This is a genomic window from Labrys neptuniae (genome assembly GCF_040797145.1).
Taxonomy (GTDB): domain Bacteria; phylum Pseudomonadota; class Alphaproteobacteria; order Rhizobiales; family Labraceae; genus Labrys; species Labrys neptuniae.
Genome location: NZ_JBFNQD010000011.1, coordinates 23980 through 39310 on the forward strand (window position 1 = coordinate 23980; position 15331 = coordinate 39310).

At 66.1% G+C, this 15331-nt stretch carries 13 protein-coding genes; 5 read left to right on the plus strand and 8 right to left on the minus strand.

Annotated elements, in window-relative coordinates; all coding sequences use genetic code 11:
* Positions 1-10: 10 nt before the first annotated feature.
* The 3 genes from ABXS05_RS25330 to ABXS05_RS25340 form a co-directional block, all read right to left on the minus strand.
* Positions 11-2107 carry a hydantoinase/oxoprolinase family protein gene (locus ABXS05_RS25330; protein ID WP_367625768.1) on the minus strand — a complete coding sequence of 699 codons (2097 nt, stop codon included), beginning with the start codon at positions 2105-2107 and terminating at the stop codon, positions 11-13.
* 230 nt (positions 2108-2337) lie between these two features.
* Positions 2338-3333: a LysR family transcriptional regulator gene (locus ABXS05_RS25335; RefSeq protein ID WP_311944942.1), complete on the minus strand. Its 996-nt coding sequence runs from the start codon at positions 3331-3333 to the stop codon at positions 2338-2340.
* Positions 3334-3415: 82 nt separating this feature from the next.
* On the minus strand, positions 3416-3844 hold the full coding sequence (locus ABXS05_RS25340) for a MarR family winged helix-turn-helix transcriptional regulator (RefSeq protein WP_367625769.1): 429 nt from the start codon (positions 3842-3844) through the stop codon (positions 3416-3418).
* Between the two features lie 92 nt (positions 3845-3936).
* Here ABXS05_RS25340 and ABXS05_RS25345 point away from each other — a divergent pair, with 92 nt between their 5' ends.
* The 4 genes from ABXS05_RS25345 (at position 3937) to maiA (ending at position 7114) form a co-directional block, all read left to right on the plus strand.
* Positions 3937-5013, plus strand: a complete 1077-nt coding sequence (locus ABXS05_RS25345; RefSeq protein ID WP_367625770.1) for a cupin domain-containing protein — start codon at positions 3937-3939, stop codon at positions 5011-5013.
* Positions 5013-5573 (plus strand): maleylpyruvate isomerase N-terminal domain-containing protein, encoded by a 561-nt coding sequence (locus ABXS05_RS25350; RefSeq protein WP_367625771.1) that lies wholly within the window; start codon positions 5013-5015, stop codon positions 5571-5573. Before ABXS05_RS25345 ends, ABXS05_RS25350 begins: the two co-directional genes overlap by 1 nt.
* Positions 5574-5768: 195 nt before the next feature.
* Positions 5769-6470, plus strand: coding sequence for a fumarylacetoacetate hydrolase family protein (locus ABXS05_RS25355; protein ID WP_367625772.1), 702 nt, complete (start codon positions 5769-5771; stop codon positions 6468-6470).
* Positions 6467-7114, plus strand: a complete 648-nt coding sequence (gene maiA / locus ABXS05_RS25360; protein ID WP_437178697.1) for a maleylacetoacetate isomerase — start codon at positions 6467-6469, stop codon at positions 7112-7114. The genes ABXS05_RS25355 and maiA overlap by 4 nt, the downstream gene beginning before the upstream one ends.
* A 237-nt stretch (positions 7115-7351) precedes the next feature.
* Here maiA and ABXS05_RS25365 read toward each other — a convergent pair whose 3' ends face one another.
* From ABXS05_RS25365 to ABXS05_RS25385, 5 genes are all read right to left on the minus strand, one after another.
* Positions 7352-9028: a GMC family oxidoreductase gene (locus ABXS05_RS25365; RefSeq protein WP_367625773.1), complete on the minus strand. Its 1677-nt coding sequence runs from the start codon at positions 9026-9028 to the stop codon at positions 7352-7354.
* On the minus strand, positions 9028-10380 hold the full coding sequence (locus ABXS05_RS25370; protein ID WP_367625774.1) for an MFS transporter: 1353 nt from the start codon (positions 10378-10380) through the stop codon (positions 9028-9030). The genes ABXS05_RS25365 and ABXS05_RS25370 overlap by 1 nt, the downstream gene beginning before the upstream one ends.
* Before the next feature lie 278 nt (positions 10381-10658).
* Complete coding sequence (locus ABXS05_RS25375; protein WP_367625775.1) at positions 10659-11096, minus strand: MarR family winged helix-turn-helix transcriptional regulator; 438 nt, start codon at positions 11094-11096, stop codon at positions 10659-10661.
* A 349-nt stretch (positions 11097-11445) separates the two neighbouring features.
* Entirely contained in the window at positions 11446-12240 is a 795-nt protein-coding gene (locus tag ABXS05_RS25380; RefSeq protein WP_068298863.1) for a class II aldolase/adducin family protein, read from the minus strand.
* A 48-nt stretch (positions 12241-12288) separates the two neighbouring features.
* Positions 12289-13500, minus strand: a complete 1212-nt coding sequence (locus ABXS05_RS25385; protein ID WP_367625776.1) for a 3-hydroxybenzoate 6-monooxygenase — start codon at positions 13498-13500, stop codon at positions 12289-12291.
* A gap of 181 nt (positions 13501-13681) precedes the next feature.
* Here ABXS05_RS25385 and ABXS05_RS25390 point away from each other — a divergent pair, with 181 nt between their 5' ends.
* Complete coding sequence (locus ABXS05_RS25390; protein WP_367625777.1) at positions 13682-15253, plus strand: aldehyde dehydrogenase family protein; 1572 nt, start codon at positions 13682-13684, stop codon at positions 15251-15253.
* Positions 15254-15331 lie beyond the last annotated feature (78 nt).

Sequence of the window (15331 nt, forward strand, 5' to 3'; positions counted from 1 at the left end):
GGCGGTCTTCCTAACGCTGCTCGATGGTGATGTTGCTGGTGGCGTCGAGCCGAGCAATCTGGCTGGCCGCGACGAAGACCGAGGTTTCGGGATGCTCGATGACGGCGGGGCCGGCGACGGTGAAATCCTTCGGCAGTTCGCGCCAATTGTAGACGGCGCACTCCATCCACGCGGCGGCCACGGGCTCGAAGATCCGGCGCCTGCCGACCGTCGGCTCGCCAGAGGGAGCCACGAGGGCGATTTCGGGCCGGCGTGCCTTGCCGAAGGCCTCGACACGGACATTGGTCAATTCCAGGCCGGCCTCGCGGAAGGCCGATCCCTTGCCGTAGGTCTGCTCATAGGTGGCCTCGAAGCGTGCGACGAGATCGTCCAGCGTCGCGGCGGCGATCTCGCCAGCCGGCACGGGAATGATGAGATCATTGGTCTGGCGCCGATAGCGCAGATCGGCCGTGCGCAGGAGCTGGACGTCCTCGCCGGTGACGCCGGCCCGGCGCATGGCGTCCAGGCATTCGGCTTCGAGCGTTGCGAAGGCCGCGGCGATCTCGGAGGCGACCAGGCCGTCGGCCGGCGTGCGGGATCCACCGCCGGCCCGCATCAACAGCGATTTTTCGACCGCGAATTGCAGGTCGGCGGCGAGCGCCCCATAGGCCGAATGCGCCATGGAGGTGACGGGCACCACCATCTTGGGCACGCCGAGCTCGGCGCCATAGCCGGCGCAATGGACCGGGCCGGCCCCGCCATAGGCGAAGATCACGAAGTCGCGCGGATCATGGCCGCGGCCGATGGTGACCTCGCGCAGCGTATCGGCCATCTGGGCGTCGACGATGCGGCGGATACCGGCGGCGGCCTCCTCGGTGGTGAGGCCGAGCGGCTTGGCGATCTGCTCGTCGATGGCGGCCGATGCCGCTGCCTTGTCGAGCTTCATCTTGCCGCCGAGGAAGGTCTGGGGATCGATGATGCCGAGCACGACATCGGCGTCGGTGACGGTGGCGAGGCTGCCGCCGCGCCCATAGCACACCGGTCCCGGCCGGGCGCCGGCGCTGTCCGGCCCGACGCGCAGCTGGCCGTCGACCACGCGGGCGATCGAACCGCCGCCGGCACCGATGGCGCGGACCTCGATCATCGGCGTGGCGATGTGAAAACCGCCGGCCTCGTGATTGGTGGACATCAGCGGCTTGTCGTCGACCACGATGGCGACGTCGAAGGAAGTGCCGCCCATGTCGGTGGTGATGAGATTGCGATAGCCCAGCTTCTTGGCCAGGTGCACCGAGCCCATCACCCCGCCTGTCGGGCCTGAGGTGACCAGCGTCACCGGCCGGCGTGCGGCCTCGGCGACCGGCATGACGCCGCCGGCCGAATTGAGGATGGAAAAGGCGCCCTTGAAGCCGCGCTTCCTGAGCATCTGCTCGATGCCGTCGAGATAGGAGACGACCTTGGGGGCGAGGTAGGAATTGAGGGCGGCGGTGGCGGTGCGCTCATATTCGCCGATGACGGGCGCCACCTCGCTCGACAGGCTGACATAGGCCCCTGGCACTTCCTCCCCGATGATGCGGGCGGCGATGCGCTCATGCTCGGGATTGCGGAACGACCACAGGAAGGCGACCGCGAAGGTCTGCACGCCCTCGCTCGCCAGCGAGCGAACGGCTTCCCGCACCTGGTCCTCGTCGAGCGCAACCAGCACCTTGCCGGCATGGTCGACGCGCTCGCGGATCTCCCGCACCAGATGGCGCGGCACGATCGGCTGGGGATAGCGCCGGCGCGAATACCAGCCGAGGCGGTCGACCGGCACGCCGGCGGTGAAGCCCATCAGGCGCTGGATCGCCAGCGTATCGCCGAAGCCGCGGGTCGCGATGAGGCCGGTGCGGGCGCCGTCGCGCTCGATCACCGCATTGGTCGCCTGCGTCGTGCCATGGCCGAAGGCGACCACGCGGGCCAGCAATTCCTCGCCCGTCATGCCGCGCTGCGCAGCGGCATCCTGCACCGCATTGAAGACGCCGACCTCCAATTCGCCCGGCGTGGACAGGGCCTTGGTGGTGACCAGGCCCCCCTGTTCGTCCAAGAGGACGAGATCGGTGAACGTGCCGCCGATGTCGACACCCAGATACATGGCCTTCCTCCCAGCTTGATACCGGGTGATCCGTGGCCGAGCGCGAGGGCCGCCGTGCCTGGCACAGCGGCTGGAAGCGCGCTTGAGATCGGATTCTGTCCCGGCGCGGGGCTCTCTTTCCCCGCGAGCATGGATCGGGTTCTACGCCCGGGCTTTACGACAATCCAATATATAATTCGCGTCGATATATAGCCAAATGCCTATGATTTGGCTGCCGTCATCGCCGGCGTTCAAAGTGGCGAAGGCGAGGCGAAAACCGGCAGCCGGCCGTCGCCGGCAGCCTGCCGCACGAAGTCCATCAGCCGCGACTGGAACCGCGAGAAGGCCTTGCCCCGCTTGTAGATCAGGAAGACGGGAACGGGCAGGTCCAGGCCCGGTGTCGCGACCTGCCGCAGCAGGCCCCGGGCCAGTTCGTCGCGCACGCAGCTTTCCAGTACGAAGGCCGCGCCGGCATGATGGCGCACCGCCTGCTTCATCGCCTCCGGATGCCCGAATTCGAGGATGACCTCGCGATGCCGGATGCCATGGGCATAGAGGGCATCCTCTTCCAGTTCGCGCCGCACCTGCTGGCGGGGCGAGGAGATGAAGGGCAGGCTGGCGATGGTTTCGGCGTCGGCGCTGTCGCCGACCAGGGTGCTGTCGGCCGCAACCACCAGGACGAGCTGCTCGGTCCACAGCTTCTCGACGCTGAGGCCGTCGACATCATGGCGGGGATCGAGAATGCAGAGCCCGAAATCGCAGGACCCGTCCCTGACGCTGGCGGTGACGAGTTGCGGGTTGGAGACCTGCACCGTAATGCCGCCCTCGCGCAGGGTCCGGCGAAAGGCGGCGAACATCGGGGGCAGCACGTAGGAAGCGACCGTCATGGAGGCGGAGACCACGGCACTGCCGGCTTCGCCGTCGCCCGACAGCGCCAGTTCGCGCTCCAGTTCGCGCGTTCGGGTGACGATATCGCGAGCCCAGGCCTCGACGCGGGCGCCTTCGCGCGTCAGGACCAGGCGCCGTCCGCTGCGCTCGAACAGCTTGGCGCCGACCTTGTCTTCCAGGAAGCGCAGATGCGCGCTGACCACGGGCTGGGCGATGCGCAGCCGCTCGGCCACGCGCGTTACGCTCTGCAGGTCGCAGACCATGCAGAAGATCTCGAGTTTGTGGAGGCTGGCCTGGGAGGCGAACAAGCGCCGCGCGTCGTGCCCCTTGGCGGCTGGAGACGTATCGGCGCTCGGCATTGGGACCTTTCCCGCTGGAGCAACACGCTCTTGCGATCGGCTCTGGATGGCTAGGCACCATAGCCTCAATCACGAAAGACGCTCAATCGGCTGGCCGGCAGACCTTGGTGACGAGAGCCATGAAACTGGTTTTCTCTTCCGCTGACAGCGAGCCGAGAATGTCGTCCTGAATCGCGACCACCAGGGGGCGCACATCGGCCAGCAGGGCCTTGCCACCCGTGGTCAAAGTGAGCGTTCGCGCGCGCCGGTCGGTCTTCTTGACGACCCGGCGGATCAGATCGCGCGTCTCCAGCCGCAAAACCACGTCCCCGATGGTCACCTTGTCCATGTCGACCAGCATGGCCAGCGTGGCCTGGTCGATTTCCGGGTTCTCTTCGAGCATCGACAGCACCGCGAATTGCAGCTGGGTCAGGTCGAAGCCGGCTTCCTGCGTCTTCTGCGTGAACGTCGCGACGGAGAGCTGATGCAGCCGCCGGATCAGGTGGCCGGGAAGGTGATGGATGAACGCCATGTTCGCTTCCTATCAGTGGCCCGCAATCGCGACAACCATTGACAATCTCAATTAGTAAGTATACGTACTAATTTATTCAGGGAGAAACGACGATGGCCAATGCGATGCAGCCGGACGATACGCCGGCCCTGCGCAAGCTCTATGCCGATTTCAGGGATCAGCACCTCAATCCGCTCTGGACCCAGCTCGGCGACCTGATGCCGCGCCATCCCCGTCCCAAGGCGGTGCCGCATGTCTGGAGATGGGCGGAGCTGTTCCCGCTGGCCCAGGCATCGGGCGATCTCGTGCCGGTGGGCCGGGGCGGCGAGCGCCGCGCCATCGGCCTCGCCAATCCCGGCCTCGGTGGCGAGGCCTATGTTTCGCCGACCCTTTGGTGCGCCATCCAGTATCTCGGCCCCAAGGAGACGGCGCCCGAACACCGCCACTCGCAGAACGCCTTCCGCTTCGTGGTCGAGGGCGAGGGGGTCTGGACGGTGGTCAACGGCGATCCCGTGCGCATGAGCCGCGGCGACTTCCTGCTGACGCCGGGCTGGAACTTCCACGGCCATCACAACGAAACCGACCAGCCGATGGCCTGGATCGACGGCCTCGACATTCCCTTCTCCTACCAGAACGATGTCGGCTTCTTCGAATTCGGTTCGGAACGCGTGACCGATTACGCCACGCCGCGGTTCTCGCGCAGCGAGCGGTTGTGGTGCCATCCGGGCCTGCGCCCGCTGTCGGGGCTGCAGAACACGGTGTCCTCGCCCATCGGCGCCTATCGCTGGGAGTATACCGACCGCGCACTCACCGAGCAGCTGCTGCTCGAAGAGGAAGGACAGCCGGCGACGGTGGAGCAGGGCCATGCCGCGATCCGCTATGTCAACCCGACCACGGGCGGCGACGTGATGCCGACCATCCGCGCTGAGTTCCACCGCTTGCGCCAGGGTGCCGAAACGGCGGTGCGGCGGGAAGTCGGCTCCTCGGTGTTCCAGGTATTCGAGGGCCGGGGCGCCGTGGTGATGGGCGGCGTGACGCACAAACTCGAAAAGGGAGACATTTTCGTGGTTCCCTCCTGGGTTGCCTGGTCGCTCCAGGCCGAGACCCCGTTCGACCTGTTCCGCTTTTCCGATGGCCCCATCATCGAGCGCCTGAATTTCGACCGCACGCTGGTCGAGGGCGGTGACTGATGAACGATCTCGACGCCGCCCGCCGGGCTCTGCAGGAGCGGCAGGGGCTCGGTGCGCGCTACGATGCGCCGGAAGCGCCGGCGGCGGATCTGCGGCTCGCCCGGCTGGGCACCGCCTATTTCGCCCGCAAGCTCGGCGAACTCGGCGATGCCGCGCTCTACGCACCCTCCCGGGTGTCCGGCTGGACCCGGGCGCATGTGATCTGCGACGTCGCCTATCAGGCGCGGGCGATCAGCAGGCAAGTGGGGGCGGCGACGGCAGGCGAGCCGGTCCCGCCTTTCTATGACGGCGAGGCCGGGCGGATCGGCGACATCGAGCTCGGCGCCACCTTGCCCGCCAGGGCGCTGCGCCATCTGTTCGACCATGCCGCCGTGCATCTCAACGTGGTCTGGCGCGACCTGCCGGGCAGCGGCTGGGATGTGCCTGCCGCCGACGCCGGTGGGGCTCTGCGACCCCTGCGCGCCACGGCGATGGAGCGTGCGCGCCGGCTCTGGCGCGGGGCGCTCGAACTCGACAATGGAACACGATTGCGCAACCTGCCGCCCGAATTCCGGGGCTAAGAGGGGCGCGCGAAACAAGTAACCGGTTCTCCGGGTGCACGGGCATCCTGCCCGTACTTTCTGGTGACCAGCAAACGCCGCGGTTTCAAGAACGGGCAAGATGCCCGTGCACCCGGAAGCGGCCCCTCGAAACGCCCGACCTATTTCGCACCGCTCCCCAAGCGTCGCTGGCATCACAGCAAGAGGAACAAACCGATGACGAGCACGAACCTGTTTGCCTCCCCCGCCTGGCCAACCGTGCCGGTGAAGGGCGAGGCAGCGGCCTATCCCATCCACCGCATCTTCTGCGTCGGCCGCAACTATGCCGCCCATGCCGCTGAGATGGGGGTGGAGGTGGACCGCGAGGCCCCGTTCTATTTCACCAAATCGGCGCTGACTGCCGAGCAGAGCGGCGCGACGGTCGCCTATCCGCCCGGTACCTCGAATTTCCACTATGAGATGGAACTGGTGATCGCCATCGGCGCACCGGTCTTCAAGGCGGATCGTGCCGCGGCAGCCAAAGCGATCTATGGCTATGCCTGCGGCCTCGACATGACGCGCCGCGATCTCCAGCTCGAAGCGCGTGCCAAGCAGCGCCCCTGGGACCTCGGCAAGGATGTCGAGCAATCCGCCGTGTTCGCCGCCGTGACCAAGGCGTGCGATTTCGCCGCCATCGGGCCGCAGCGCATTCATCTGGCGGTCAATGGCGAGACCAAGCAGGAGGCCCATCTCGCCGATTTGATCTGGAAGGTCGAGGAGATCGTCAGCCATCTCTCGCACTACTACCATCTCCAGCCGGGCGACCTGATCATGACCGGCACCCCGGCCGGCGTCGGCGCCGTGGTGGCCGGCGACGTCATCACCGGCGGCATCGATGGCCTCGATCCGATCGAGCTGACGATCGGGGCAGCGGAATGATCCATTTCCACGGTTATTTCCGCTCCTCGTCGGCCTATCGCTGCCGCATCGCCTTCAACCTGAAGGGCGTGGCCTATGATTTTGCCTCAGTCCATCTGCGCAAGGATGGCGGGCAGCAGAAGAGCCCGGCCTATCGGGCCCTGAATCCGCAGGCGCTGGTGCCGACGCTGGAGGAGGGCAGCTTCCGCCTGACCCAGTCGCTCGCCATCATCGAATGGCTCGACGAAACACGGCCGGGGCCGAAGCTGCTTCCGCAGGAAGCGAACCTGCGCGCCGAGGCGCGGGCCTTCGCGCAAATCATCGCCTGTGACGTGCATCCGCTGCAGAACCTTCGCGTCCTCGATTATCTGAAGGCCAATTTCGCGGCGGACCAGGCAGCGCTCGATGCCTGGTGCCAGCGCTGGATCATCGAGGGCCTTGCCGCCTGCGAGACGCTGCTCGCACGGCGCGCGCCTTCGACCTTCTGCTTCGGCGAGACGCCGACCCTTGCCGATATCTGCCTGGTGCCGCAGGTCTTCTCGGCCCAGCGCTTCGGCGCCGACCTGTCGGCCATGCCGCGCCTCCTGGCCGTTCATGCCGCCTGCGAGGCCCTTCCGGCCTTTGCCGATGCCCATCCCAAGAAACAGCCCGACTGGGAGGCTTGATCCACAGGCCGAGTTGGCAAGGGCTTCCGAAGTCTTCATGTAGTGGATCGATTAATCGAAAACGGCAATGCTGCGCAGCATTGCCGTTTCATTCCGTCACGAAACATCCAAGAATAAACGCTTCTTTCCGCCTTGCGCCGCCCCTCACCCTTACCCTCTCCCCGTAAGAACGGGGCGAGGGTAAGGGTGAGGGGCGGTGTCACCTGTCAAACAATGCTCTTATTGCTGCGGATATCCCTATGCGGCAAGGGTGCCCCGGTGCATGTCATCGGCACGTGCCAAGGCAGGCCTGCCGAGCATCAGGTCGGCCGCCTTTTCCGCGATCATCATCACCACGGCATTGATGTTACCGCCGACCAGGTCCGGCATGACAGAGGCATCGACGATCCTGAGCCCGTCCACGCCGGCCACCCGCAAGTGCCCATCGACGACGCGGCGTGAATCCTGCGCCCCGCCCATCCGGCAGGTTCCCGCCGGGTGATGCACGGTCACCGAGGTCGCGCGGATGAAGGCGTCGAGCGCCTCGTCGTCCTGGGCAGCGGCACCCGGTGCGTTTTCCTCGATGATATGAGGAGCCATGACCGGCTGGCCCATGGTCCTGCGCAGGATGCGCAGGCCTTCGCGCAGCGTGTCGCGGTCGCGCTCCGAGGTCAGGAAGTTCGGCGTGATGCGCGGCTTGGCGTCGGGATCGGCGGAGCTGAGGCTGATCGAGCCGGCACTCTCGGGGCGCAGCAGCGCGACCCGGCAGCCGAAACCGTCCGGCACCGGGCTGGTGAAGGGCGGCAGATAGGGCCGAGCGGGGAAGGGGGCCGCAAGGAACAGGAACTGGACATCCGGCGCTGCCAGGTCCGGCTGCGTCTTCAGGAAGGCGGTCACGCCGATCGGCACGTCCGAGGCAAAGCCGTCCTTGCGCAGCAGCGATTTCAGCATGGCCATGGCAAGACGGTCATAGCGCATTTCCTGCTGGAACCAGCTCGGGCTCTTGCGCCGGTAGCTCGCCATCACTGAGAGATGGTCCCGCAGGTTGGCGCCGACGCCGGGATTGGCAATCGTTACGCCGATGCCATGCCCGGCCAGATGGGCGGGATCGCCGATCCCCGAGAGCATCAGCAGCTTGGGCGAATTGATCACGCCGGCGGCCAGCACGACCTCGCGGCGCGCCTGGGCCAGCTGGACACGGCCGCCCTGCGTGAAGCGAATGCCGGTTGCGCGGCCGTCCGTGATCTCGATGCGGTCGGCGCGTGCACCGACAATGACGCGCAGCTTCTTGCGGCGAAGCGCCGGGCGCAGATAGGCGGTGGCGGCGCTGTTGCGCCTGCCGGCATGGATGGTTTCCTGGATGTAGTCGAAGCCTTCCTGCTGCGCGCCATTATAGTCCGTCGTCACCGAATACCCCGCCTGGCGGCCGGCCTCGATGAAATCGGCCAGGATGCCATCGCGATAGCGGGTGCGCTGCACGCGCAGCGGACCCTCGCCGCCGCGATAGGCATTGCCGCCGCCTTCCCAGTTTTCGGAACGGCGGAAATAGGGCAGCACGTCGGCATAGGACCAGCCGTCGAGGCCTGATCGTGCCCAGCGATCGTAGTCGCTGTGATGGCCGCGCACATAGGCCATCACATTGATCGAGGACGAGCCGCCGATCACCCGGCCGCGGGCGCATTCGATGCCGCGGCCGTCAATGCCGGGATCGGGCTCCATGAAATAGCCCCAGTCATGCAGGCGCTGCGGAAAGATCTTGCCGATACCGACGGGGATATGGATGAGGGGATCGCGATCCCATTGGCCGGCCTCGAGCAGCAGCACGCTGGCGCCACCTTCCGTCAGCCGGTTTGCCAGTACGCAGCCGGCCGAGCCGCCGCCCACGACGACGAAATCGTAGGTGCCGGCATCCGGGATGGGAGTCCCGCCGGCCATCAGGACACTGCCTTCAGTTCGGAGGCGGCCGTGGCGGGCCTGTGCGACAGCCATAGCTTGAAGAAGAGCACGAAGATGCCGCCGACGATGGCCGCGCCGCCGGCACTGATCATGATCACGCTGGGCAGGGCGCCGATGGCGAGCATCTGGCCGACGAAATAGGGCGCGCAGACCTGGCCGAACCGTCCGACCGCCATGCTCAGGCCGACGCCGGTGGCGCGGATGGCGGTGGGATAGACTTCCGCGGCCATGGCGATGGCGCCGGCCGTACCGATGCCGAGGAAGAGGCCGACGAGCCCGATGCACAAGGCTGCTGCGGGCACGGACGCCACGCTGTAGCCCAGGCCGACCGTGGCGGCCGCCCCGAGGATGAAGGCCGGCACCATGGTCGGGATGATGCCGAACCGCTCGATGCAGCGGCCGGCGACGGCCTGCCCGAAGAAGGCGCCGAGACCGTTGAAGGCGACGACAAAGGCGCCATCGGCCGGCGAGATGCCGTTCATGCCCATCAGGGACGGCGTCCACAGCACGGTGAGGGTCAGCACGCCCATGCCGGTGAAGAAGGGCCCCCAGAGCAGAAGCGTGCCGAGCGCGCGTCCGCCGCGGAAAACCGAGGCGAAGGAGGCGCGTTCGGTCTTGTCGCCATCGGCCACCAGCACGGTGCCGTCGGTGAGAGTGGCAAGGCCCATGCGCCGGAGAATGCGGCGTGCCCTGGCCGTATCGTTGCGGCGCGCGATCAGGAATTTCAGCGATTCCGGCAGCCAGATCGCCAGGATGGCGGCAATGGCCAGCGGCAGCACGCCGCCGATGTAGAAGATCATCTGCCAGCCGAAATGCTCGATCAGCCGCGAATTGACGAAGGCGCCGGCCATCGCCCCGAGCGGGAAGGAGGACCACATCAAGGTCACGCAGCTCGCCCTGTGGCGCTCCGGCGTATATTCGGCCGTCAGCGCAATGAAGCAGGGCGTGGCGCCGCCCAGGCCGACGCCGGCGAGGAAACGGCAGAGCATCAAGCTATGGAAAGACTGGGCGAAGGCGGTGAACAGGGTGAAGACGCCGATGAGCAGCGCCGCGATGATGAGGAGGCGCTTGCGCCCCACCCTGTCGGCAATGGCCCCGAAGCCGATGGCACCGAGGGCCGCGCCCAACAGGCCGGCCGAGAAGACGGGGCCGAGCTGGGGGATGGTCAGGCCCAGCGACTTGGCGATGAACGGTGCCGCCACGCCGATCGACTGGGTGTCCATGCCATCGAAGAAGTTGATCAGGCCGCACAGGCCGATCACCGCAATCTGCAGCCCGCTGATTGGCTTTTCGTCGATCAGCCGCGAAATGTTGAGCGAGGGGCTCGCCATGTCTTGTTTCCTCCCCGAACGGCCGGCTGTCATCCGTGAAGAGATCCGGCCGGGATCCTTATTGGCTTCTTGTCGAAGTCGAGCGGGCGTGGCCCCGCGATTTGCCTTGGCCGCCTCTTCGGAGGGTAGCCAGGAGGGCGCGCCCGTTCGATTTTTCAATTTAGTACGTATACATATAATATGTATACTGTCAATAAAATCGACCGCCGATACGAAGGTCGATTGGGCGTTCGCCGGATGGTCGGATGCCGCGCTTCCTCACCGTCCGAATGCGCAGATCAGGGGGGCGTGCTCTCGTTGTGGAGGCTGACCAGCTCCGTGAGCAAGCGCATCATCGTCGCGCGGCTCTCCGGCGGCAGCGGCGCGAGCAGGCGCTCCTGCACGCGATGGACAGCCGGCTCGACATCGCCCAGGAGCTTTTCGCCGGCCGGCGCGAGATAAAGCAGCTTGGCGCGTTTGTCGGTCGGGCTGGCTCGTCGCTTTATCCATTTTTTTGCCTCGAGGCGCTCGAGCACGTCGCCGATGGTCGAGCGGTCGAAGGCGATCAGGCTCGACAGCCGCGTGGCATCGAGGCCGGGATTGGCGCGGATAGTGAACAGCGCCGCGAACTGCACCGACGTCAGATTGAAGCCATCGCACTCCTCGGCGAAGATGCTGCTCGATATCTGCTGTGCGCGCCGGATGAGGTGTCCCGGCATGCCATAGAGCTCTGTCATTGCATGCTACCCAATTTTCGCGGGACGATAGTTAGAGGCTGTTATGAACCATGGATAGGGTTTTGATGAGGTCAAGACTGGCCGGATGGGAGGAGCGAGCGCTGCCAAGACTTGTGTCTTGGCAAGCGAAGCGACGCTGCAGATGGCCAGTCTTCACCTCACCCCGAAAGGGCGTGGCGCTTTTGCTCGATGAGCGCGTCGCGTGTCGTAGCAAGCCGCAAGGCTTGCGTCCTCACGCTTCTTCTCCTCGAACAAAATCGCTCACGTCAAAACCCTATCCATGGTCCATAACAGCCTCTAGATCATCGCCCGCAGCAAATCAAAGCAGCTTGGCCGCCGGATTCGAACCTCAGCCCCGGCCGCGACGTGCCTTCGCCTGCTCGACCCAGAGATCCCAGGGACGATGGACCTGCGCCTCAATGTTCTGCGCCGCCGTCCGGCTCTCGCCCTCGCTGAGATAGGTGATCTCGCCGAGCCGGCTGGCTTCGAGCTGGTAGCGGGCATTGAGCTCGGCATAGACAGCCCGGTAGACCGCTTGCGGCAGCGACTGGGCGACGACGGTCGAGCCGTGGCCGCGCATCAGCACGATATCGCTGGCGTCGAACTGTTCGGCCAGGGCACGGCCGAGCGCATTGTTGGAGATGAGCAGATCGGTGCTGTCGCCGCCGGCCTCGCGGATCTCGAACACGGGCGCGGCCTGGCCGATGAAGCCGGCCATGTGGAACAGGGCCCGCAGCCTGGTGGATTTCGACACGCTCAGGGGCACGATCGCATGCGAATGGCTGTGGACCACGGCGATCACGTCGGGGCGGCGGCGATAGATTTCGCCATGGATGAAGCGTTCGAGATAGACCCGGCGCCCCTCGGCGTTGACGGCATCGCCGTCGAGCGTGAACTCGATGATGTCCTCGGCGCCCACCCGGCCCGGCGCCATGTTGCGCGCCAGCAGGAAACGGTCCGGACGGTGATCGTGACGCACGCTGACATGGCCGAAGGCATCGACGACGCCCTGGTCGAACAGGATGTGATTGGCGTTGACCAGGTCCTCGATAAGGGCAGGCGAGGGCGCTACGCCCGCTCCCGCCTGGTCGGCGACGACGACGCCTGCGGCATCTTCGGAAGCGTGGGATTTATCGACACACATGAGAAGGTCCTCGAAATACTCTTGAAGGGCTGGATCGGTGCAAGGCGGTCAGGCCGCCGAAATGGATTGGGGAGCCGAGGCTAGGCCGAGGCCGTTGCTGCCATACAGCCACTGCAGCGCGTCGTACCATTGCTCCTGCGATTTGGCCGACATGATCTCGTTGCGCAATCGGGCGTGGACGCCCGCCGGATGGTAGATGTGATCACCGACCGCACGCGACATCAACTGGATGCGCGCCGTGCGGGTGACGCGGCGATGCTGGTAGGAGGCGAGGGCGGTCTCGTGGTCGCCGGGATGGGCAGCGATCTCGTCGGACAGGCAGACCGCATCCTCCAGCGCCATGCAGGCACCCTGCGCCATATATTGCAGGGTGGGGTGGGCGGCATCGCCGAGCAGCGCGACCCGTCCCTTCGTCCAGCTGTCGGTCGGATCACGGTCGCACAGCACCCATAATTTCCAATCCTTGCCGTGGCGGATGATGTCCTGGGCGCGGGGATGGACATGCTGGAAGCCGGTCAGCACTTCCTCCTGGCTGACCGGCTTGCCGGCAACCGGTTCCGGCGCGTTGTTGTGGTAGGTGACCACCAGGTTGAAGCTCTTCCAGTCCGACAGGGGATAGTGGACGATATGGCATTTGGGGCCGGCCCACAGGGTCGCCGCGTTCCAGCGCAGATCTTCCGGCATCTGCTCGGTGGGGATCACGCTGCGATAGGTGGTATGCCCCGTCACCCGTGGCGCGCCATCGCCGACCAGCTGGGTGCGGATGTTGGACCATAAGCCGTCGGCGCCGATCAGCAGGCTGCCGCTGACGCGCTCGCCGCCCTGGAGCAACGCGGTGACGCTGGTGCCTTCCTCCTCATAGCCGGTCACGGCGCAGCCGGTGCGCAGGTCGATGAGCGGATCGGCCCGGCAGGCCTCGACCAGGACACGGTGCATGTCGCCGCGGTGGATGACGGCATAGGGATTGCCGAAGCGCTTCTGGAACGGTTCGGTCAGGTCGATGGAGGCGATCTCCTCGGCCGTCAGCGCATCCATCATGCGCAACCGGTCGACATAGACGGCCAGCTTGCGCATGGCATCGCCGACGCCGAGATAGTCGAAGGAATGGAAGGCGTTCGGGCCGAGCTGGATGCCGGCGCCGATCTCGCCCAGTGCCGGAGCACGCTCGAGCACGATGCTGGCATATCCCTTGCGGGCAAGGCCGAGCGCGGTTGCCAGGCCGCCAATTCCCGCGCCGGCAATGACGATCTTGTGTTGCATTTCGAGTGTCTCCTCCGTCCCTGCCATTGGGATCGGTGCCGCCCACACGGCATCGCAGCCCCTGCGGCGGGCCGGGGCAGGCCCCCCCCCGGCTTCGCGATCCTGGCAGTGTTCGATCAGGCATTTGATAATTGACAGTTAACTGATAATCAGTGTACTGTCAATTATCAAATGAGCCACCATGATCCGTTCCGAGGCGCGTCGGTTCTACGCCCTGCGGAAAGCGAGGCCGGTGGCTGGAAAATCGAACGGGCCTGTCGACCGGCTCGTTGAACGGGAGGAGCACCATCCGATGAACTACGTCACCCAGGCGGACCGCATGCTGATCGGCGGCGAACTCGTGCATGCCAGCAACGGCGCGTTCGACCTGTCGATCGATCCCGCGACCGAAGAGGTCATCGGCCGGGTGCCGCGTGCGACGGTCGAGGATGTCGACCGGGCTGTCCGGGCTGCCGATGCGGCCTGGCCGGAATGGTTCGCGCTCACGCCGCTGGCGCGCAGCCGCGCCATGCGCGATTTCGGCAAGGCATTGCGCGCCCGCTCGGAGGAGATCCTCAAGGTCGAGGTCGCCGATACCGGAAACACCATCACGCCCATGCGTGGCGATGTCGGCTTCTCGGTCGACAGCCTCGACTACTATGCCGGCCTCGCGCATGAACTGAAGGGCCAGACGATCCCCTCCACGCATGAAAACCTGCACATCACCTTGCGCGAGCCCTATGGCGTGGTGGTGCGCATCGCCCCCTTCAATCATCCCCTGATGTTCGCGGTGGCGAGGACCGCGGCGGCACTGGCCGCCGGCAATGCCATCGTGGTCAAGCCGCCGGAAACCAGCCCGCTCTCGGCCATGATCCTGTCGCAGATCGCGCGGGATGCACTGCCGCCCGGCATCTTCAACGTGGTCACCGGCGACGGCCGGACCGTCGGCAACGCCCTGGTCCAGCATCCCCTGGTCAAGCGCATCGCCTTCATCGGTTCGCCGCAGACGGGGCGGGCGATCCAGCGCGCGGCGGCGGAGGTCGGCGTGAAGCATGTCAGCCTGGAGCTCGGCGGCAAGAATCCCTTCATTGCCTTTCCGGATGTCGATCCGGAACGGATTGCCGAGGCGGCGGTCCGCGGCATGAACTTCGCCTGGCAGGGCCAGTCCTGCGGTTCGACCAGCCGCCTCCTCGTACATGCCGACATCTACGACGCCGTGCTGAAGCGCGTCGTCGAGAAGGTCAGGGCGATCCGGCTCGGAGACCCGCAATCGCCCGATATCGGCATGGGCCCTGTCAATTCGCGGGTCCAGTTGGAGAAGGTGCTGTCCTTCTTCGAGAGCGCCAGGACGGATGGCGCGCGCCTGATGACCGGCGGCAAGCGCCCCGATGGTCCGATGTTCGAGAGGGGGTTCTGGGTCGAGCCGACCGTCTATGCCGATGTCGAGCCGGGCATGCGGCTGTGGCAGGAGGAAGTGTTCGGCCCGATCCTGTCCGTCGGCAAATGGCGCAGCTTCGAGGAGGCGGTGGAGAAGGCCAACAGCACCGAATACGGCCTGACGGCGGCGGTATGGACCAACGACGTCAACGACGCCTTGTGGATGGTGCGCAAGATCCGCGCCGGCCACACCTGGATCAACGGTTCTTCGGCGCATTTCATCGGCGTTCCCTTCGGCGGCATGAAGAGCTCGGGGGTCGAGCGGGAGGAAGGCATCGAGGAGATGCTGGGCTATACCGAGACCAAGACGATCAACATCATGCTGCCGAAGGGGTGATGGAGAAGACTGCCGCCTGGCTGAGCCGGTGTCGGCGGGGCGGCCAGGGCTCCGAATCCAAGTTAATGAGGACCGTCA